The 21,011-nt window shown below is 67.0% G+C and carries 16 protein-coding genes and 1 tRNA gene; 10 read left to right on the forward strand and 7 right to left on the reverse strand.

The window, feature by feature from the left end; genetic code table 11:
* Nucleotides 1-7 precede the first annotated feature (7 nt).
* The 10 genes from ACIPLC_RS02045 to ACIPLC_RS02090 all read left to right on the forward strand — a co-directional run bounded on the left by ACIPLC_RS02045 (nucleotide 8) and on the right by ACIPLC_RS02090 (nucleotide 9,569).
* Nucleotides 8-211, forward strand: coding sequence for an MbtH family protein (locus tag ACIPLC_RS02045; RefSeq protein ID WP_400469967.1), 204 nt, complete (start codon nucleotides 8-10; stop codon nucleotides 209-211).
* A 287-nt stretch (nucleotides 212-498) separates the two neighbouring features.
* The gene (locus ACIPLC_RS02050) at nucleotides 499-747 is read left to right on the forward strand and encodes an acyl carrier protein (RefSeq protein ID WP_400469970.1); all 249 of its coding nucleotides are present in this window, start codon (nucleotides 499-501) and stop codon (nucleotides 745-747) included.
* Nucleotides 748-808: 61 nt separating this feature from the next.
* A complete protein-coding gene (locus ACIPLC_RS02055; RefSeq protein ID WP_400469971.1) occupies nucleotides 809-2,077 on the forward strand; it encodes a beta-ketoacyl-[acyl-carrier-protein] synthase family protein in 1,269 nt (422 codons plus the stop codon).
* A 2-nt stretch (nucleotides 2,078-2,079) separates the two neighbouring features.
* Nucleotides 2,080-3,201, forward strand: a complete 1,122-nt coding sequence (locus ACIPLC_RS02060) for a beta-ketoacyl synthase N-terminal-like domain-containing protein (protein ID WP_400469974.1) — start codon at nucleotides 2,080-2,082, stop codon at nucleotides 3,199-3,201.
* Nucleotides 3,198-3,926 (forward strand): 3-oxoacyl-ACP reductase FabG, encoded by a 729-nt coding sequence (gene fabG, locus ACIPLC_RS02065; RefSeq protein WP_400469976.1) that lies wholly within the window; start codon nucleotides 3,198-3,200, stop codon nucleotides 3,924-3,926. The genes ACIPLC_RS02060 and fabG overlap by 4 nt, the downstream gene beginning before the upstream one ends.
* 11 nt (nucleotides 3,927-3,937) lie before the next feature.
* Nucleotides 3,938-5,638 (forward strand): phytoene desaturase family protein, encoded by a 1,701-nt coding sequence (locus ACIPLC_RS02070; protein WP_400469979.1) that lies wholly within the window; start codon nucleotides 3,938-3,940, stop codon nucleotides 5,636-5,638.
* A 51-nt stretch (nucleotides 5,639-5,689) separates the two neighbouring features.
* Nucleotides 5,690-6,721 carry a 2,3-diaminopropionate biosynthesis protein SbnB gene (sbnB, locus tag ACIPLC_RS02075; protein WP_400469982.1) on the forward strand — a complete coding sequence of 344 codons (1,032 nt, stop codon included), beginning with the start codon at nucleotides 5,690-5,692 and terminating at the stop codon, nucleotides 6,719-6,721.
* Between the two features lie 267 nt (nucleotides 6,722-6,988).
* Nucleotides 6,989-7,477, forward strand: coding sequence for a MaoC family dehydratase (locus tag ACIPLC_RS02080; RefSeq protein ID WP_400469985.1), 489 nt, complete (start codon nucleotides 6,989-6,991; stop codon nucleotides 7,475-7,477).
* 164 nt (nucleotides 7,478-7,641) lie between these two features.
* Nucleotides 7,642-8,961 (forward strand): sensor histidine kinase, encoded by a 1,320-nt coding sequence (locus ACIPLC_RS02085; protein ID WP_400469987.1) that lies wholly within the window; start codon nucleotides 7,642-7,644, stop codon nucleotides 8,959-8,961.
* The gene (locus ACIPLC_RS02090; RefSeq protein ID WP_400469990.1) at nucleotides 8,925-9,569 is read left to right on the forward strand and encodes a LuxR C-terminal-related transcriptional regulator; all 645 of its coding nucleotides are present in this window, start codon (nucleotides 8,925-8,927) and stop codon (nucleotides 9,567-9,569) included. Before ACIPLC_RS02085 ends, ACIPLC_RS02090 begins: the two co-directional genes overlap by 37 nt.
* A 714-nt stretch (nucleotides 9,570-10,283) precedes the next feature.
* Here the strand turns inward: ACIPLC_RS02090 and ACIPLC_RS02095 are convergent.
* The 7 genes from ACIPLC_RS02095 to ACIPLC_RS02125 form a co-directional block, all read right to left on the reverse strand.
* The gene (locus tag ACIPLC_RS02095) at nucleotides 10,284-11,003 is read right to left on the reverse strand and encodes a M48 family metallopeptidase (protein WP_400469993.1); all 720 of its coding nucleotides are present in this window, start codon (nucleotides 11,001-11,003) and stop codon (nucleotides 10,284-10,286) included.
* A gap of 7 nt (nucleotides 11,004-11,010) precedes the next feature.
* The gene (locus tag ACIPLC_RS02100; protein ID WP_400469996.1) at nucleotides 11,011-14,097 is read right to left on the reverse strand and encodes a type I restriction endonuclease subunit R; all 3,087 of its coding nucleotides are present in this window, start codon (nucleotides 14,095-14,097) and stop codon (nucleotides 11,011-11,013) included.
* Nucleotides 14,098-14,109: 12 nt separating this feature from the next.
* Complete coding sequence (locus ACIPLC_RS02105; RefSeq protein WP_400469998.1) at nucleotides 14,110-15,324, reverse strand: restriction endonuclease subunit S; 1,215 nt, start codon at nucleotides 15,322-15,324, stop codon at nucleotides 14,110-14,112.
* Nucleotides 15,321-17,765 (reverse strand): type I restriction-modification system subunit M, encoded by a 2,445-nt coding sequence (locus ACIPLC_RS02110; RefSeq protein WP_400470001.1) that lies wholly within the window; start codon nucleotides 17,763-17,765, stop codon nucleotides 15,321-15,323. The genes ACIPLC_RS02105 and ACIPLC_RS02110 overlap by 4 nt, the downstream gene beginning before the upstream one ends.
* A gap of 593 nt (nucleotides 17,766-18,358) precedes the next feature.
* Nucleotides 18,359-18,435, reverse strand: a tRNA-Thr gene (locus tag ACIPLC_RS02115).
* A gap of 83 nt (nucleotides 18,436-18,518) precedes the next feature.
* Nucleotides 18,519-19,184: a leucine efflux protein LeuE gene (gene leuE / locus ACIPLC_RS02120; protein WP_400470004.1), complete on the reverse strand. Its 666-nt coding sequence runs from the start codon at nucleotides 19,182-19,184 to the stop codon at nucleotides 18,519-18,521.
* 119 nt (nucleotides 19,185-19,303) lie between these two features.
* Entirely contained in the window at nucleotides 19,304-20,971 is a 1,668-nt protein-coding gene (locus tag ACIPLC_RS02125) for an alpha/beta hydrolase (protein ID WP_400470007.1), read from the reverse strand.
* Nucleotides 20,972-21,011 lie beyond the last annotated feature (40 nt).

The raw sequence follows: 21,011 nt of genomic DNA on the forward strand, positions 1-21,011 counted from the left end.
AACAGTCATGGCGAACCCCTTTGACCGCGAAGACGGCACCTTCCTCGTCCTCGTCAACGAGGAGGGGCAGCACTCCCTGTGGCCGTCCTTCGCCGCCGTCCCGGAGGGCTGGACGGTGACCCTGGAGGCCACCGACCGGGCCACCGCCGTCGCCCACATCGAGAGCACCTGGACGGACATGCGCCCGCTCAGCCTCCAGCAGCAGGGCTGACCGGCCGGGCCCGCGCCCGGAATCCGGAAGAACGCCGCCGGACGGCTCCGACACCGCCGCCCGCCGCACCCCCAGGGCCTTCGCCCGCCGGTGCGGCGGGCGGTCGTTTTGTCCCCGACACCCATCCCCACCAGGCGCGCAACAGCCCGCCAGGACCCGTCAGTGAGCGGTCAGTTGGACGTCATCGACCCGTCATCGGGCCTGACTAATTTTCTGCCCAGAGGCCCGATTTCCGGGCACCCCAGGGACACCCGCACAGGGCGCCCGCGAAAACGGAGGAAACGAGCATGACGACGGTAGCGCCGGAGCGCCTCGCCCGTGTCCGCGAGATCATCGCCGAGAACATCGACGTGCACACCGAGTTCGCCGACACCGCGCTGTTCGTCGACGAGCTGGGCGCCGACTCACTGAAGCTCATCGACGTGCTCAGCGCCCTGGAGATGGAGTACTCCATCGTCATCGACATGAACGAGCTGCCGAAGATGGTGAACGTGGAGGCCACGTACCAGGTGACCGCGACGGCCGCCGGCTGGTGATCGGGGCGGGTTCCGGCACCGGAACCCCCGCCCGCAGGCATCCCACTGCTTAAGGAGTCCCATGTCCACCGCACAGTCACCAGCGGCACCCCGCGCCGGCGTGCCGGCCGACCGCCGCCGGGTCGTCCTCACCGGCCTCGGGGCGATCTCCAGCATCGGCACGGGTGTCGAGGAGTACACCGCGGGGCTGCGGGCCGGCCGCTCCGGTGCGAGGCCGATCACCCGGTTCGACACCGAGGGGTTCGGCCAGAACATCGCCTGCGAGGTCCCCGACTTCGAGCCGGAGCGCTGGATCCGCAACGTCCCCCTCGACGACATGGGCCGCGCCGGGCAGTTCGCCGTCGCCGCCGCCCGGATGGCCGTGGCGGACGCCGGGCTCACCGAGGCCGACCTCGGTGAGCGCCAGGCCGTCATCAGCGTCGGCACCACCGACGGCGAGGGGCACGACATCGGCGTGCTGGTCGAGCAGGAGCTCGCGGCCGGGAGCCCTGAGGCCATGGACCCGGTGCTGTCCCGCCGGATCAACGCCGGCCGGCTCACCACCGTCATCGCCCGCGAACTGCGCATGCCGAACGTGGAGCCGACCACCATCACCACGGCCTGCGCGGCGGGCAACTACTCGATCGGCTACGGCCTGGACGCGATCCGCTCCGGCGAGGTCGACATCGCGCTGTGCGGCGGCGCCGACGCCGTCTGCCGCAAGGCCTTCGCGCTGTTCAAGCGCTTCGGCGCGCTCACCCCGGACGTGGTCCGCCCGTTCGACAAGAACCGCCAGGGCATCCTGACCGGAGAGGGCGCGGGCATCCTCGTCCTGGAGAGCCTGGAGTCCGCCCTCGCCCGCGGCGCGCACATCTACGCCGAGGTGCTCGGGTACGGCCTCAGCTGCGACGCCGCCCACCCGACCGCGCCGAACCGCGACGGCATCGCCCGCGGCATCCGGCTCGCCCTGGACGACGCCGGGGTCGAGCGGGGCGAGATCGACTTCATCTCCGCGCACGGCACCGGCACCAAGGCCAACGACAAGACCGAGTCGGCCGCCATCGTCGACGTGTACGGCGACGCGCCGCCGCGCACCGTCGCGGTGAAGTCGATGCTCGGCCACTCGATGGGCGCGGCCAGCGCGCTCGGCGCGATCGCCTGCAGCCTCGCCATCGAGCACCAGTTCATCCCGCCGACCATCAACCACGTGGAGACCGACTCGGACTGCCCGCTGGACGTCGTGCCCAACCGGGCCGTCGACGCGGAGGTCCGGATCGTGGAGAACAACTCCAGCGCCTTCGCCGGCAACAACGCCATCCTGATTCTGGGCACGTACGGAGAGCGAGTCTGACGATGACCACCGCAGCCACCCCGGCGGCCCTGCCGCCGGAGACACTCGTCATCACCGGCTGGTCGGCCGTGTCGCCGTACGGCCTGACCCGCCAGGACTTCGCGTCCGGCGTGCGCGCCGGCGCCAAGACCGCCGCCAAGGCGGACGCCGCGCTCGGCCCGCTGCCGTCGCCCGACGTCTGCCTGGTGCCCGGCTTCGACATCAAGGGCCTGCTCGGCCCCACCGGCACCGCCAAGATGGACCGGCTCACCGCGCTGGCCCTGGTCGCCTCCGACGGCCTGCTCAAGGACGCCGACGGCAACCGGGTGGTGGAGACCGACGACCGCACCGGTGTGGTCCTCGGCATCTCGATGGGCAGCCTGGAGAACGTCACCAACTTCCTCAAGCAGTCCTACACCAACGCGCTGCCCTTCCACGTCGACGCCGGCCGCATCCCGTTCGGCAGCCTCAACCACGCCGCCGGCGCCACCGCCATCCGGCACGACCTCAAGGGTCCCAACACCACCGTCGCCGGCGGCCGGGTCAGCGGCCTGCTCGCCCTCAACTACGCGCGGCGCCTGATGGGCCAGGGCCGGGCGACCAAGTACCTGGTCGGCTCGGCCGAGGAGTTCTCCGCCGCGCACGCCTGGATCGAGCACACCGCCGTCGCGGCCGGCGACTCCTCGCCGCTGCTCGGCGAGGGCTGCGGCCTGTTCATGGTCGAGCACGCCGGCACCGCCCAGCGCCCGGCGCTCGCCGCGGTGCTCGCGGTGGAGACCCGCGTCGACATCGACGACGACCCGAAGGCCGCCGTCACCGCCTGCGTGCGGCGCGCCCTGGCCCGCGCCGGCGTCACCCCCGACGAGGTGTGGGCCGCCGTCCCGTGCGCCGCGCCCACCGCGGCCGGCCGGGCCGAGTACGACGCGCTCACCGCGCTGCTGCCGGCCGAGGCACTGGGCCGGGTCCCGTCCATGGAACAGCTCGGCGACACCAGCGCGGCCTCCGCGTCCTTCCAGATCCAGGCGGTGCTCGGCGTGGCCGAGGCCGACCCGGCGGCCCGGGGCCGGATCGCCCTGGTGTCCGCCGTCGACCGTGACGGCGCCGTGGGCTGCGCCGTCCTGAGACTCATCGGGGAGCACGCGTGATCGCCCTGGTCAGCGGCGGGTCCCGGGGCATCGGCAAGGCCATCGTGCTGCGCCTGGCCCAGGACGGCTACGACGTCGCGTTCTGCTACCGCTCCAACACCGAGGCCGCCGAGCAACTCGCCAAGGAAGCGGGCGAGTTCGGCACCCGGATCACGGCCACCCAGTGCGACGTGGCCGACCCCGAGCAGGTCCGCGACTGGTTCAACCGCACCGAGCGCGAGGTCGGCCCGGTGGACGCCGCCGTCACCTCGGCCGGCATCACCCGGGACCGCCCGGTCATCCTGATGCCGGAGGACGACTGGAACCAGGTCCTGCGCACCAACCTGGACGGCGTGTACCACGTGTGCCGCGCCGCCGCCTTCGCGATGAGCAAGCGCCGCAGCGGATCAATCGTCAACCTGTCCTCGGTGTCCGGCATCTACGGCAACCTCGGCCAGGCCAACTACGCCGCGTCCAAGGCCGGCATCATCGGCTTCACCAAGTCCCTCGCCAAGGAGTGCGGCCCGCGCGGCGTGCGCGCCAACGTGGTCGCACCGGGCCTGATCGCCACCGACATGGTCGGCGACATGTCCGACGCCGCGGTGGAGCGGATGCTGAAGAACGTCGCCCTCGGCCGGGCCGGCAAGCCCGAGGAGGTGGCCGACCTGGTCTCCTTCCTGCTCTCCGACCGCGCCGCCTACATCAGCGGGTCGGTCTTCGAGATCCACGGCGGCGGCACGTTCTGATGGGAGCACGCATGCAGGGGCCCCAGGGGCTGCGCGACCACTACGACGCGATCGTCGTCGGCAGCGGCATCGGCGGCCTGACCACCGCCGGCTACCTGGCGGCCGACGGGCGCAGCGTCCTCGTCCTCGAACAGCACGACATCGCCGGCGGCAACGCGCACGTGTTCCGCCGCCGGCGGAAGTACGAGTTCGACGTCGGCACGCACTACCTCGGCGACTGCGGCCCCGACGGGCACTTCCCGGCGATCCTGGCCGGTCTCGGCGTCCTGGACCGGGTGCGGTTCCGGCCGATGGACAACGAGCAGGGCTTCGACCGGATCATCACGCCCACCGCGACCGTCGACGTGCCGGCCGGCTGGGGCGCCTACCGCGACCGGCTGCGGCAGGCCCTGCCCGAGGAGGCCGACCGGATCGACGGCTTCCTCGAACTCGCCGAGAACGTGGCCGGCTCGACCCGCGCCGGCCTGAACGGCGAGTCCCTGGTCGACCTGTTCCGCAAGTCCCCGCAGACCATGCGCTGGTCCCGCCGCACCTTCGCCGACGCCCTGGACCACTTCGGCTTCTCCGCCAAGGCGCGCACCCTGCTCGCGGCGCAGGCCGGCAACTACGGCACCATGCCGGACGGCATCAGCCTGGCCCACCACGCCTCGATGATGGACCACTACCTGCGCGGCGCGTACTACCCCGAGGGCGGCGGCCAGGCGGTGGTGGCCGCGTTCGTCGAGGCTCTGGAGGCGCACGGCGGCGAACTGCGCACCCGCTGCGACGTCCGCCGCATCCTGGTCGAGAACGGGCGCGCCACCGGCGTCGAGCTCACCGACGGGCAGCGGATCTCGGCCCCGCTGGTCATCTCCAACGCGGACTACCGGCGCACCGTCCTCGACCTGTGCGGCGGCGAGGACGCCTTCCCCCCCGAGGTGGTGGCCCGCACCCGCGCGGCGACCATGCGAGGCTCCTTCGTCTCGGTGTACATCGCGCTCGACACCAAACTGCCGGGCCTGCCCAACGCCAACATCTGGTGGCACGACAGCGACGACCTGGAGGGCGCGCACGCCGCCATGCTGGAGCGGTACGCGCGGGACGGCTCGATGGACTCGGTGCCGGCCCTCACCTTCTCCTTCGCCTCCCTCAAGGACCCGGGCGCCGCCGCCGTCTGCCCGCCCGGCCACAGCAACTTCCAGCTCATGACGGGCCTGCCGCCCGGCTACGGGTTCTGGGGCCTGGAGGGCGGCCCGGCCGACGGCGAGCCCTACCGCCGCAACGCCGCCTACCTCGCCCGCAAGCAGCAGCTCACCGAGGTCATGCTGGCCACCGCCGAGAAGGTCATCGGCCCGTTCCGGGAGCGCATCACCCACCTGGAGACGGCCACCCCGCTCACCCACGAGCGCTACATCCGGGCCACCGGCGGCACCCCGTACGGCATGGCCAGCTGGGGCGGCTCGAACCAGCGGCCGGACGTGCGCACCGAGGTCGAGGGCCTGTACGTGGTCGGCCAGAGCGTCCGCTACGGCAGCGGCATCGCCGCGGTCGCGAACAGCGGCATGGCCGCCGCCTCCGACATCATCGGCCGCGGGCTGCTGCGCGAGGTGTTCGGCGGCGCGGTGCTCGGCGACGCCGCCCGGCTGCCCGACCGCGGCCCGGACTGGGACCCGCTGGTGGTCTCGCGCGGGCGGGCGCGGCAGCGCGCCAAGGGCCTGGCCCGCATCGGCTGAGCGCCGGTCCCTGTTCTTCCCTCAACCCCTCCGACCAGGAGCACTGTTCCCATGAATCAGGTACCTCCCTTCGCCGTGGTCTCCGGCGCCCAGGTGCACGAGGCCCTCCACGGGCACGAGGACGAGGTCGTCGCCACGGTCGAGGCCGCGTACCGGCTGCACGGCGAGGGGCAGACGGTCAACCCGGACTCGTACTTCCTGCGCTTCCCCGACCGCCCGTCCTCCCGGATCATCGCGCTGCCCGCCTCCGTCAAGGGCGAGGTCGGCGTGCACGGCATCAAGTGGATCTCCAGCTTCCCGGAGAACGTGGCGGCCGGCCTCCCGCGCGCCTCGGCCGTCCTGATCCTCAACGACGCCGAGACCGGCTACCCGTTCGCCTGCCTGGAGAGCTCGATCATCAGCGCGGCGCGCACCGCCGCCTCCGCGGCCCTCGCGGCGGCCCGGCTCGCCGACGCCCGCGGCGAGCGCCCGACCCGGGTCGGCTTCTTCGGCGTCGGCCTGATCGCCCGCTACGTGCACACCTACCTCGCCGCCAACGGCTTCGACTTCACGGCGGCCGGCGTCCACGACCTGTCCGCCGAGCACGCCGAGGGCTTCTCCGAGTACCTGCGCCGGGCCGAGGGCGAGGGCGTGGAGATCACCGTCCACGACAAGGCCGAGGAGCTGATCCGCTCCAGCGACCTGGTGGTCTTCGCCACCGTCGCCGGCGAGCCGCACGTGACGGACCCGCAGTGGTTCTCGCACAACCCGCTGGTGCTGCACGTCTCGCTGCGCGACCTCTCCCCCGAGATCGTCCTCGAGTCGTGGAACGTCGTCGACGACATCGAGCACTGCATGAAGGCGGGCACCTCGCCGCACCTGGCCGAACAGCAGGTCGGCCACCGCGAGTTCGTCGCCGGCACGCTCTACGACGTGCTCACCGGCGCGATCACCCCGCCGTCCGACCGGCCGGTGATCTTCTCCCCGTTCGGCCTCGGCGTGCTCGACATGGCCGTCGCCAAGCACGTCCACGACCGCGTCCTCGCGGCCGGGCAGTTGCACACCGTCCCGGACTTCTTCCACGAGCTCAAGCGCTACGGCTGAGCCCTCCCCTCCCCTCCCCTCCCCTCCCCTCCCCTCCCCTCCCCTCCCGTCCCGTCCCGTCCCGTCCCGTCCCCTCCCGTCCCCCCGAGGCCCGCCCGCGCTCCCGGCGCCGGCGGGCCTCGGGCCGTCCGGCCAGGGCTTTCGCCCCCCGCGCCGACGGCGATGCGGCCCCTGCGCTGACGGCCAACTGACGGCACGCTGACCGAACGGCCCCACGGCCTCCCGGCGCCTTGTCCACGCCATGGACGGCCGCCGAGAATCACCCGCATGAGATCCTTTGCCAGCCTGGCCGAATTCACCGGGGCGACCGGGGAGCACCTCGGCTACAGCGAATGGCTCGACGTCACCCAGCACAGCGTCGACCAGTTCGCCGACGCCACCGGCGACCTCCAGTGGATCCACGTGGACCCGGAGCGCGCCGCCACCGGCCCGTTCGGCGGGACCATCGCCCACGGCTACATGACGCTCGGCCTGCTGCCCGCGATGATGCGCGCGATCTTCGAGATCCACAACGTCGAACTCGGCGTCAACTTCGGCCTGGACAAGGTCCGCTTCCCCCGCCCGATCCCGGTCGGCGCCCGGGTCCGCGGCGGCGCCAAGGTCACCAGCGTCCGCGAGACCCCGATGGGCCACCTGGCCGCGGTCCGGATGACGGTGGAGGTCGAGGGCCAGCAGCACGCGGCCTGCGTGGCGGACACCCTGTCCCTCTTCGTCGCCGCCCCCGACACCGCCGAGGGCGCCCCGGACGGCTTCTGAGCCCGCCCGCCGACGTCACCGCCGCCGCCAGGTAGAAGAACCTCCCCCTCCGGTCGTGCAAGAGGGGGGTTATTACTACCGATTTCGCCGCGCCGCCCCCGCCAGAATGGTCACACGGCCACCACGGCCGGGGCACAGCGAACGGCACCAGAGAGGAGCGGGCCATGGACCGCACGATGAAGCTCGGGGGAAGCCCCTCGGCGGTCGAGATCAGGGGATTCTCCGTCCCCGCCGGATTCACCGGGCTGCGGCGGGCACTGGCCCTCTGCTGGATGTCCATCGCGGCCTTCGGGCGCTCGCTCGGGGTCACCGGCGCGATCTCCCTGGTCGGCCCCGGCCTCGGCCTGGTGCCGCGGGCCATGGAGCGCGTCCGGGCACTGGCCGCCCGCCAGCGCGGCCTGTCCGAGCGCTGGTCCGGCGTGCGGATCCCCGGCCCGCCCAGCGGCCTGCCGGCCGTCCCCGAGGGCGCCTCGGGGGCCGTCGCCCGCTACCGCTGGATCATGAGCGACCCGCAGACCCGGCGGGAGTTCGCCTGGGTGCTCACCGACCCGATCGCCGGCGGTTTCCTCGCCTTCATGCCGATCGCCGTGCTGCTCAGCGGCTTCTGGGGCATCTTCCTGGCCTTCTTCGGCGTCCCGCTGTCGACCGAGTGGGACGGCCTCTGGTACCAGTTCATCCCGATCGACGGTCAGGCCACCGCGGTGCTCGCCGGCGTCCTCGGCGTCCTGCAACTGCCGCTGGCCCTGTGGATGGCCCCCCGCGCGGTCCGCAAGCACGCCCTGTACACCCACTCCGTGCTCGCCCCCAGCGAGCAGGAGCTGATGGCCAGCCGGATCGAGCACCTCACCACCACCCGCAGCACCGCCGTCGACACGCAGATGGCCGAGATCCGGCGGATCGAACGCGACCTGCACGACGGCGCCCAGGCCCGCCTGGTCGCGATGGGCATGACCCTGGACGCCGCCGAACACCTGCTGGAGACCAACCCGGAGGCCGTCCGGGCCCTGCTCATCGAGGCCCGCCAGTCCTCCTCCAAGGCCCTGGAGGAGATCCGCAACCTGGTCCGCGGCATCCACCCGCCGGTCCTCGCCGACCGCGGACTCGCCGACGCGGTGCGCGCGTTGGCGATGGTCTGCCCGGTCCCCACCGAGGTCGTCGTGGACCTGCCCGGCCGCCCCGAGATGCCCGTCGAGTCCGCCGCCTACTTCGCGATCTCGGAGATCCTCACCAACGTCGCCAAGCACTCCGGTGCCGACCGGGCCTGGATCGACATCCGTTACGATCACGGCATGCTGCGCATCACCGTGACCGACAGCGGCCGCGGCGGCGCCGACGCCACCCGGGGCACCGGCCTGCGCGGCATCGAGCGACGACTCAGCACGTTCGACGGGGTCCTGGCCGTGAACAGCCCCGTCAACGGCCCGACCATGGTCACGATGGAGCTTCCGTGCGCATTGTCCTCGCCGAAGACCACTTCCTCCTGAGGGACGGCCTGATCCGCCTCCTCCAGGCCTACGGACACGAGGTGGTGGCCGCCGTCGACAACGGCGCCGACCTCCTCGCAGCCCTCACCGAGCGGCAGCCGGACGTCGCGGTCGTCGACGTCCGGCTGCCGCCGAACTTCACCGACGAGGGCCTGCGCGCCGTCCTCACCGCCCGCCGCACCATGCCCGACCTCCCGGTCCTGCTCCTCTCCCAGTACGTCGAACCGCTCTACGCCCGCGAACTCCTCGCCAGCGGCGGCCGCGGCGTCGGCTACATGCTCAAGGACCGCGTCACCAACGGCTCCCAGTTCCTCGACTCGATCCGCCGCGTCGCCGACGGCGGCACCGCGATGGACCCCGACGTCATCTCCCAACTCCTCATCCGCAAGGAACGCGACGAGAACGTCGGCAGCCTCACCGACCGCGAACGCGAAGTCCTCGAATGGCTCGCCCAGGGCCGCTCCAACGCCGGCATCGCCCAAGGCCTCTTCATCACCGAGAAGGCCGTCGCCAAACACATCAGCAACATCTTCACCAAGCTCGGCCTCCTCCCCACCGACGGCGACAACCGCCGCGTCCTCGCCGTCCTCGCCTACCTCGACCAATAACCCGCCCCGCCCCACCCCACACAAAAGGCCCAGGTCATGAACACATGACCTGGGCCTTCCACTTACTGAGCCGCCTGCGGGATTCGAACCCGCGACCTACGCATTACGAGATCACGGCGGTTCATGTTGAGTGGTGCCGCCGCATGACGTCTGGTGATGCTCTTCCTGTTCAGAGCACGTGGGACAGATTGGACTGTGCCACCCCGTACCGCACTGTCCAAAGGCGTCCGTCCACCGGCTGTCCACCGGAGCCCCTCGAGCAAGCGAAGTATGGAGACCAGGTCGAGTTGTCGATGTCCTCCAAACGCAACAACCTACGCCAGCACGCCCGTACGGTCCTGAGTTCGCAATGCCATGGCCGGGTTTCCCGTATGTCGGGACGCCTTCGCCGCGCGCTACCGCTCGGCCCAGCCGGCTAACCGCCGCAGCCCCTCACGGCTGATTGCGCTTGCGCACGCGGGTGCGGTTGCCGTGCGATAGCTGCTGGGAGCCATCTGAAGCGCCCGAAACGGCGACTGGCTGGCTGCTGCAGTACTCTCGGGCACCCCCTCGCGCTGTGCCACCCGCCCCAAGCCGCAAGTCGCGCTCCACAACTACATCTTCGCAACCAAACAGCAGCTGCGAACCTCCACACGCCAGGCTGCGCCACCTGATGCAATTTCCGCGCTGCTGAGTGCTCGTACGCAAGATGCGTCTGGCTGACTCTTCAGACACTCAGCAGTGCCGCTGTGGATAGCTCCACTCTTCTTCAGCCAGGGGCGATTCATTCAGTTGGTCACGTCGCGCGCGCCAGGTGGGCATGTACTTATCCAATAGAGCGATAAATCGCTGGCCGTGGCTGCGTTCGTGCAGGTGAGTCATCTCATGGACGATGACGTACTCAAGGCAGTCAGGATGCTTCTTGGCGAGTTCAAGGTTGAGCGAGATGTGCCCCGATTCCCGACTGCACGAACCCCATTTCGTCTTCATACGGCGGATAGTCAACCGTGACACATCGCGCTCGATAACTGGCTCCCACTTCGCGATGAGCGCCGGGACCCGGAGCCGCAACTGTTCCCGCTGCCACCGCTGAAGCAACTGACTCCTGGTGTCCGAGTTGCTACCTGGTGGCACATACATAAGAAGGCGCCCCGACTCCACCTCGACATGGGCTCGCCCAGGCCGCTCGACTACCTTCAACCGGTAGCGCTGTCCCCATATATAGTGGGATTCACCGGTGGTCATCCCGCGCTGCGACTGACGCTCCACGGACCGCAGCTGCTCACGTTGTTTCTTGATCCACGCGAGGCGCTGGATGACGGCCAGGCGCACCTGTTCGTCATCCAGTCGAAGCGGCGCGGCTACGCGCACCCTTCCCATAGGCGGGTAGACGCCAATATGAAGGTTCTTGATGTTCTTGTAGACGATATCGATGGCGATACCGCGAACGGTCAAGTGAGCGCTAGTGATACTCATTTCGGGCCTTTACGAGATCAAATAGCTCGTCCAGCTGACCGAAGTCCGCTGGCAGGCTCTGCTTGAGCGCGCGCCTGATCTTCTTCTCCTTCATGGCGCTTCCGACCCAGGAGTCTGGCTTGGTACTCAAGACCACCTGGTCGACGTCGCGGGCCAGCTCGGTGGCAGGGGAAAAGAAGTCGACCAGCGCACGCTGGGCACCGTTGTTTACCCAATCCGGGTAGACCGTATCAGACTCGCCCTTGCCGACCTTCTCGGCATGCTCCAGGAGCCTTGCCAGATGAGCTTTGTAGTCGATGGCGTCTTGCCGGCGCTCGTCAAGTATGGCGTCCAGGAGTTCGGACATCTTGTCGTAGTACTTCGGGTTCATGGCGCGCTCGTCGACAATGACCTTGCGGATGTTGTTGACGATCGTCTCGGCCACAGCGTCGGGGTCGCGTTTGATGCCCGTGGGCAGCTTGTCGACTGCCTTGGCGCCGAGCTGCACGATGAGCTGGATGAGTCCGGTGTCCTTAAAGTCGGACACGACCTCAGACGGCTCAGCACTGATGTACGTGTCGAGCAGGTGACGCATACCAGCCTCATACTGCTTGAAGTCGACATCTTCGCCCGCCCCAAGCTTCACCTCGTCGCGGACGTTGGCATAGTGCGCGATCTCATACTTGATCGCCATTGCCTCTGCGTCGCTGTATCCCGCGGCGGCCATGTCGTTGGCTAGCGCGCCGAAGGCGCGGACCAACGCCGCCACCCCCTTGTACAGCTCGACTCGCTTGGGCTCGTTGGCCTTGAGTTGCTCGGCGTTGCCCTGCTCCCTGGCGCAGAAGTACCGCTGGTATTGCAGGGTATCCTTCGGGGGCTCGACCGTTTCGCAGAGAGCCCGGATCTTTTCCAGGGCCTCGTCCAAGTCCTCCCGCGCCTTCTCGATGCGGTCAGACAACAGCCCCTCGATGTCCGCCTTCTCGTAACCGTCCAGGACGCCGCTGGTGTAGTCGGTGATGGCGGTCTCAAGCGAGTTGAAGAGGTCCCGGTAGTCGACGACGTAGCCGTAGTCCTTATCGTCACCGTCAAGGCGGTTCACCCGGCAGATGGCTTGGAACAGACCGTGGTTCTGCATCTTCTTGTCGATGTAGAGGTACGTCGCGCTGGGTGCATCGAAGCCAGTCAGCAGCTTGTCTACGACGATGAGCAACCGCATCTGTCCAGGCTGCTCGATGAACCGCCTCTTAACCTCCTTCTCGAACTGCTCGACCTTCGTCATCGCCTGGTCGGCCGACTCGTCAAAGTGGTCGGCCAACATCTGACGGTAGATCTCGTATTGCCGTAGCCGTTCAGTCGCTCCGGCGCCAGAGTCTTCCTTGGCGATGTCGCTGGCCTGCGGGGTGTAGCTGGTCACGATGGCGCACTTGCCTTTAAAGCCGGCCCTCGTGAACAGCTCGTAGAACTTGCAGGCCTGGTAGATGCTCGATCCGACCAGGATGGCGTTGCCACGGCCATCCATGAGGCGGGGCTTGGTCTCCATGTCGAGCAAGATGTCGTCGACGATCTGCCTCGCACGAGGCTCAGACGAGACGACCTTCTGCATAGTGCCCCAGCGCTTCTTCAGCTCAGCACGGGTCAGATCGGTCATGCCTCGGGTTTTGGCATCGAACCACTTGTCAACCTTGGCTGGCGACGTCAGGTCCTGGTCAATGTTGCGGGCTTCGTAGCGCAAGTCGAGCACAACGCCGTCCGCGACAGCTTCGTCGAACTTGTAAGTGTGGATGAAGCTGCCGAAAGTCTCGATGCTGGTGGCCTTGTCCGCCTTGAGCAGCGGCGTGCCGGTGAAGCCGATGAACATGGCTCCGGGCATCAGCTGCTTCATGGCGTCGTGCATCTTGCCTGACTGGGTGCGGTGCGCCTCGTCGACGAAGATGAAGAGGTTGCCCTTAGCGCGGAAGCCCTTGGGGATCTGCGAGTTCAGTTCGCGAAGGAAGTCGCTGTTGGCCTGGTCGCGAGCCTTGTCGTCATCTGACCCACGGAACTTGTGGACGAGGGAGCAGATGAGCCACTCCTCGGACGCGTTAAGGGTTGCGAGCAGGTCGGCACTGCTCTTGGTGCGGTGGATCGACTCGTTGACCCCGGCGAACACCTTCTCGATCTGATCGTCGAGCTCTGTTCGGTCGGTGATGAGCAGAACTCTCGGATCATGCTGATTCTCGCGGATCCACTTGGCGAGCCACACCATAGTCAGAGACTTACCAGACCCCTGGGTATGCCAGATGATCCCGCCTTCGCGCTTGGCGATGCGCTCCTGAACTGCCTTGACACCGAAGTACTGGTTATGGCGACAGGTCTTCTTGGTGCCGGCATCGAAGACCATGAAGTCGTGGATCAGCTCCAGGAGGCGTCCCTTGGAGCACAGCTGGGTCAGACCACGATCGAGCGGCTCGGTGATCTCGGAAGGCTCGCGCCATGAAAGCCAGTACTTCTCCGGTGTATCAATAACGCCGTAGCGCAGCCCCTCGACGTCGTTCCCAGCCATGACAAGCTGAACCGTCGTGAAAAAGGAGCGGATGAACTCCTTCTGCTGGTTACCGATGGTCTGGCGGACGCCCTCCGTGACAGCCACCTTCGAGCGCTTGAGCTCCAGCGTCACGAGAGCGATGCCGTTGACATATAGCACAACGTCCGGTCGCTTTGTGTGCTGGCTGAGGACCGTGACCTCTTCAGCGAGGGCGAAATGATTCGCTTCGGGGTTCTTCCAGTCGATGAGCCAGACCGTCTCGTTGTGCTCTCCTGTGCCAGGCTTGACCTTCACGCCGTAGCGCAGAAGACCGTAGACGTCACGATTCGCTTCATACAAGCCGCGGCCGCCTCCGAGCGACGCATCGCTCTTCAGCTTGTCGACCGCCTTCTTGATGAGCGGCTCGGTGTACCCGCGCGCTCGCAGGTTCAGCGCGAGCATGTCGACCTCGATGTTGGCGTTGTTCCCGCGGTACTCCCAGTTGCCGCAGTAATCGTAGCCGAGCGAGTGCCGGAACAAATCCACCACGCGGTCCTGAGTCTTGCGCTCGGCCTGGCCGACATTGCTCATGCCGTGCCCTCCTTATACCGTGAGCCGGGTACGGCCAGTCAGAAGCTCCTGCATCATGCCCTGCTTGACATCTCGCGCCTTGGATAGTCGACTACAAAGCACCTCGATAGCGCGATCCGCATCAAGCAACGCCCTAGCAATTCGATCTTGCTCTTCAGGTGAAGGAATGGGGATTTCGAGAGCCAACAGTCTTTCTTTGGGGATATTCTTCATACTGCCACTGGTTCCTGTTGCAAGTTCACGGACCGCACGTGAGCCAGATTCCGAACTCAGGTAGTAGCAAAGCCAGCGCATACTTGCTAGTCCGCCTCGCTTGGGGCGAGCCAGCCAAAGCCGATCAGGAAGGTACAAGTTAGCGTAATCGTGTTCCACATAGCAGACCTGGCCGACCAAAGCGGGAGTGTTCATGCGGCTAATGAGCAAGCTGCCCGCCGCAGGATTACAGCGCACCCGCCCAATATCTACCGGCAATACTGGTTTGGCTTCGGTCGGATCGAATCGGCCGCCACCAACTGCCGACGTCTTCAGAACTGCGACTCCATGGACAGCGTACTCAGACGAGCGAACGCTAACGCCGGCTTCCAATCCATCGATCAGGTCAGACAAACGGGAGCGGGGCCACAGGCAAGCTCTGTCGCCTAGAAGCTGCTGCATCATGCCTTGCTTGATCGACTGCTTCTTAACGACTTGCCGATCAAGGCCGGAGATCAGAAATTCGATATCATTGAGAGCTTCAGCGATTGCCGTCTGCTCTTCTCGAGTGGGTGGAAGAGGAAGGGGGAACTCCCTAACATCGCCACTCGTGATATTCGGGTCTTTTCTGCTGCTGCTCGCAACCGTCTTCCAGTAGTCCACGTGGAAGTTGAGAGCATGAAGAAGGTAGTCGGGTACTAGCCTCCGGCGATTCGGATAAATTGCCGTGATCGCCTGGTTTACCGCAGCTGGACGACTGAGGATTCCAGTCCTGCCGATCTGTTGAAATCCACCGTACATTGCAACAAGAACCGTCCCAGCGGGATGGATCTTGAGGCTCGTTTCAGTGATCGCCTTTTCGGTTACTGATTCGCTCGTTGACGAGATGTGCCAATTATTTAGATCCATGGTCTTCACCCAAGAATGGGTGCCGAGATCGAAATAATCAGCTTGCCTGGATCGCGAAGGAGTCGTTCCTCCCGAAAACGCTGCGACGTCGCTCAGACGGACGGTTGTCCAGTCTTGCGGATTCACTTGACCCCCATGCTTGCAAGATGCTGAGCGACGTGACTTTCCAGCTTTGCCAGCTGCGCATCAAGGTTTCCAACGGTCTCAGCATAACGCTCGCCGAGCTCCTGGATGCGGTCAACGAGATAGAGTGTCAACGAGTTGACTTCGTTAGCCGTGCGGGTAGTGATGGCTGAGCGCCACTTGTCGTCGAGCACGAGCTGCTTGATGTCAGGTTCCGCCAGGTCATCGTACTTCTCAAGGGCCGTCCAGTTGAGGGCGATCCTGGCGTCCCTGGCAGCCTTTTTGGCGGAAGCCTCCTTCCTGAGCAAGCGAAGAATGTGATTCGCTGCCTCGGTGGTTTCCAAGTCCCGACGGGACATGGCCAGCTCCAGGCACGCCGAAGCTGACTTGAGCGTGACTTTTCCGTTGTCGTCGATTGCCTCTGCGAGGAGTCCATCCTCGACGGAGTGCTCTTCGATGTACTCTTCGACGGCACGTGCCATGCCTTCGGCTGCGGCGTTAAGAACGTCGACGGCCGCTTGCTCTTCAGCGAAATAGCGAGCAATCACGAGAGCGGGTGGGATCAGGTCCATCACATATCGCTTTGCTGAGGAACCCGTTCCGAACTGGAAATCCGCATCCTCGAATTTTGGCTTTTTGTTCTTGTCATACCCCAAAATGCGTGCTGGGCGGGGCTTGGCGGCTTCGACCCAGTTCTCATTCATGACGAGGAAGACATCATCGTGCATCACCCAATGCCAGTACGTCATGAGCTGCTCGTAGACGTCGTACTCGTCGAGAAGCGGGACGCCCTTGAAGAGAGCTAGTAGGTCGTCGCCCAGGTTGGCGATGAGCTCCTGAGGGCTGGTGTCGGGCCCAATGCCCTGAAGAATCGGTCGGTGCCCGGCAAACCAATCGATCACCTTGGCGTCCACCTTGCTGGCGAACTCCTTGAACTCTTCAGAGTCGAGGACAGCCTGCTGCACGTCCTTCACCTCGATAGCCAGGTCACTGTAACCGGGGCGATTCGGTGTGAACAGCGTTGCCCGAAGGCTTGGGAAGGCATCCCAGTAGCGACTTAGGGCGTTGAGGTCCCGCTCCGGGATTCCCCCGTTCAGGTGAGCTTGAAGGTCTTGGATGTCCTCAGGCTCGGACGAGTCGATGTAGCGCGGAATGTTCAGGTTGTGGTCGTTCTTGGGATCAGCGATCTCGGCAAGTGGAACCATGCGCGAGTAGCGATCAATCTCAGTCTGCCGATTGAAGACGTCTACGATTTTGTGAATATCCTGGCTGCGAAGGCGATTCTTATTGCCGTCCTTCATGAATCCCTTGGAGGCGTCAATAATAAAGACTCCGGTGCGCGACTGGGCGTTTTCCTTGTCGAGCACCATGATGCAGGCTGGGATGCCCGTGCCGTAGAAGAGATTGGCCGGAAGACCGATGACTCCCTTGATGTAGCCACGGCGAAGGAGCTGCTTGCGGATGGTCGCCTCGGCATTGCCCCGGAATAGCACCCCGTGCGGGAGAATAACTGCGGCCTTGCCGGTGCTCTTGAGCGACTTCAGAATGTGCAGCAAGAAGGCGTAATCGCCATTCTTCTCCGGCGGCATGCCGAATTCAAACCGCCCGTAGTCGTGCTCAAGTCCATTGTTCCACGACTTGACCGAAAATGGTGGATTAGCCACTGCAAAGTCGAAGGTGCGCAGTTCGCTACCCTTGGTGAACTGCGGGTTGGTGATCGTGTCGCCCTTTTGAATATCTGCGACCTCGTTGCCATGGAGAATCATGTTCATCTTGGACAGCGCCCAGGTAGCGTTGTCCTTCTCCTGGCCGTAGATAGTGATTCCCCGTGGAGCCTCATCGGCGACCTTTAGCAGGAGTGACCCGGAGCCACAGGTAGGGTCGTAGACGGTCTCGTCCTGGCGCGTCTCTGGTCCAATACCAATAATCTTCGCCAGGATCCGAGACACCTCGGCGGGGGTATAGAACTGGCCCTTGGATTTCCCGGACTCCGTGGCGAAGTGGCGCATGAGGTACTCATACGCGTCGCCAAGCAGATCGTCGCCTTCCGCCCGGGAGCCACGGAAGTCCAGGTCTGCGAAGATCGCCACGAGTTTGGAAAGGCGGTCCTGCATCTCCTTGCCCTTGCCGAGCTTCTCCTCGTCGTCGAAGTCGGCCAGATCGATGACCTTCTCCAGATCGTTGGCCTCAGCGAGTCTGCCAATGATGGTATTGATCTTCTCGCCGATTTCCTTGTCACCCTTGAGGGCAACCATGTCGTTGAAAGAGCCGCCGGACGGAACGTCGATCAGCGAGTTTGGATCGGATGCATGCTTGTCTGTCACGTACTTCACGAACAGCAAGGTCAGGATGTAGTCCTTGTACTGGGAGGCGTCCATGCCTCCACGAAGCTCGTCGCAGCTGCGCCAGAGTGAGCTGTACAGGTCCGACTTCTTGATCGCCACTACTTCACCGTCTCGTTCGTCTCCTGGGCCGCCGCGCTGCTGCACAGTTCGTGTCGCCCCTCGCTTGAGCGCACGTGAACACCTCGCTCCACGGCCGGCAGCAGGCCATCGGGCGCGGTCAACTCTAGGCCCTGGCACTGACAGATTTCTTGCGATCACTGGCGCCCGCAGCATCAGCGCGTCTGCGTGCAGGTGGGCTCTCCAGGCGCGTGTCCAGCTCGCCAAGAAACCGCATGAGCCTCGCCGTGGCCTCGGGAGGCCGCTGGATCATCCCGCTGAGCGGCTCTCAGCCCTGGCTCTTTGTCGAGAATGGACAGTCCCACTCGCAGCCCCGTGGCCATCCGACGCCACCAGCTGCACCACCGATGCACGCTTGTCCACCGGCTGTCCACCGGGGTGCTCCGATGCCGAGTGGACAGACTCACGATCATCGGCAAAACCGCAGGTCAAAGGGATGCCCAGAGAATCAATGACACCAACGAACCGGCGGCCTACGCATTGCGATGCATAGAGTCCAGGTGCCTGATTTGCCCGACTCTCATGGTCATCAAAGCGAGAAACCCCAGGTCAGAGGCCCGACCTGGGGTTCACCATGGAGCCGCCTGCGGGATTCGAACCCGCGACCTACGCATTACGAGTGCGTTGCTCTGGCCAGCTGAGCTAAGGCGGCACCGTTGTCACGCGTGGTGGCAACGCGGGCCAGTCTACACAGGTTTCGCGGGTGATCCACACCTGGTTTGGCGGGGGCGGGGGTCAGGCGGAGGAGACGGCGAGTTTGGCGGCGAAGCCAGCGAAGAGGACGGCGACGCCGCTGGTGAGGGTGGCGGAGAGGCGCCTGCGGCGGCGGAAGGCGGCGGCGAGGGTGGTGCCGGCGAAGATCAGCAGGGAGAGGTAGAGCACGCTGAAGGTTTGCAGGACGCCGCCGAGCAGGCCGAAGGAGAGGACCGGCTGGCCGTAGGCCGGGTCGACGAACTGGGTGAAGAAGGAGAGCAGGAAGAGGATCGCCTTCGGGTTCAGCAGGCTGATCACCAGGGCGCGGCGGAACGGGCGCTCGACGGGTTCGGGGGCCGGTTCGGCGGTGGCGGCGGGGTTGCCGGGGTCGTCGGCGGTCCGGCGTTCGCGCCAGAGCTGGCGGGCGGCGCGGAGCATGCCGTAGCCGATCCAGAGGAGGTAGGCGGCGCCGCCGAGCTTGACCACGGCGAAGACGGCCGGGTTGGCCTTGAGGAGGGAGGCGGCGCCCAGCGAGGTGAGGCTGATCAGGGTGAGGTCGCCGACGAAGACGCCGGCGGCGGCCTGGTAGCCGGTCCGGATGCCCTTGCGGGCGGCGACGGACAGCACGTACAGGGAGTTGGGGCCGGGCAGTAGGACGATGACGAGGGCGCCGAGGACGTACGTCGCCAGGTCGTTGACTCCGAGCACGGTGCGCTCCGGGGAGGGGAGGGGATGAGAGCGGGGGGCGCTCATCGTAACGTCGCACCGGCGGTCGGTTGAAGCGAAAACCATCCGGGAGGTCGAGAGGCCGGACGCCCCGCCGCCGCCTACCGGGCGCAGCGCTTGCCCTGCTCCGGTGCCTCGCCCACCAGCAGGTAGCGGTTGACCGCGCCGTCCACGCAGGCGTTGTGGTGCCCGTAGGCGGTGTGGCCGTCCCCGTCGTAGGTGAGCAGGCGTCCGGACTCCAGTTGCCCGGCCAGCGCCTGGGCCCACGCGTACGGGGTGGCCGGGTCGCGGGTGGTCCCGACGACCACGATCGGGGCGGCGCCGGCGGCCCGGATGGTGTGCGCCGTGCCGGTGGCCCGGACCGGCCAGTAGGTGCAGGTCAGCGCCATCCACGCCATGTCGCGGCCGAAGTGGGGCGAGGTCTGTTCGAAGTCCGGCACCGCGCGTTGGACGTCCGTCGGCCCGGCGAACGGGGCGGGCAGGTCGAGGCAGTTCACCGCCGTGTTGGCAAACATCAGGTTGGGGTACGAGCCGTCCGCCTCACGCCCGTAGTAGGAGTCGGAGAGCTTCAGCAGGCTGGTGCCGTCACCGGCCTTGGCGTCGGTGAGCGCGGTGCGCAGCTTGGGCCAGAGGAAGTCGGCGTACATGGCCTGGATGACGCCGGTGGTCGCCTGGGCCTCGGTGAGCCGGCGGCCGTTGTCGGTGCTGGGCAGCGGATGGGCCTGGACGGTGGCGAGCAGGGTGGTGAGCTGCTCGCCGATCTGCTGCTCGGTGCGGCCGAGCGGGCAGTCCTCGTGCTTGGCGCAGTCCTTGGCGAAGGCGGCCCAGGCGGTCTCGAAGCCGCCGGCCTGGGTGCGGTTGCCGGTGACCGAGTCGAGCGACGGGTCCACCGCGCCGTCGAGCACCAGCCGCCCGACCCGGCCGGGGAAGAGCCCGGCGTAGGTGGCGCCGAGGAAGGTGCCGTAGGACTTGCCGACGTAGTTCAGCCGCTCGTCGCCGAGCAGGGCGCGCAGCACGTCCATGTCGCGGGCGGCCTCGACGGTGCTGAGGTGGCCGAGCGCCGCCCCGGCGCGCTGTCGGCAGCCGTCGGCGAACTCCTTGTCGGCGGCGACCAGCGCGTCGACTCCGTGCTGGTCGCCGGGGGTCAGGTCGACGGCGGTGTAGGCGTCCATCCGGTCGCCGCTCAGGCAGGTGACCGGGTTGCTGCGGCCGACCCCGCGCGGGTCGAGGCCGACCAGGTCGTACCGGGCGCGCACGCCGCTGTCGTACGTCCGGGCGGCGGCCTCCAGGTACTCGACCGCCGAGCCGCCGGGCCCGCCGGGGTTGAGCAGCAACGAGCCGAGCCGACCGCTCCCGCCCCCGGCCTCGGAACCGGAGCCCGGGCCCGAACCGGAACCGGAACCGGAGCCCGCCGGGACGGCGGTGGCGCGGGCGGCCGCCAGGGTGAGGTCGCCGTCGCCGGGGCGGTCGTAGTCCAGCGGCACCCGGAGGGTGGTGCACTCGAACCCGGCGTCGCACGGCTGCCAGTCGAGCCGTTGCGCGTAGTACGGAGCCAGCCCGGCCGGGACGGCGGCGGGCAGCGGCTCCAGCGGCGTGACGCCGGGCGAGGAGGAGGCGGACGGCGCCGCGGGCCCGGCCACATCCGACGAGGCCGACCCGGCGGGACCGGACGGCCCGGCACCCCCCGCCCCGGACGAACCCGCGCCGCACCCGCCCGCCAGCAGCCCGACGGCCAGCGCCGCGACCAGTACCCGCCCGGTGGCCCTCATCCGACCCCTCTCGATCATCCGACCCTCTCGATCGTCACCC

The organism is Kitasatospora sp. NPDC086801 (assembly GCF_044745805.1).
Taxonomy (GTDB): domain Bacteria; phylum Actinomycetota; class Actinomycetes; order Streptomycetales; family Streptomycetaceae; genus Kitasatospora.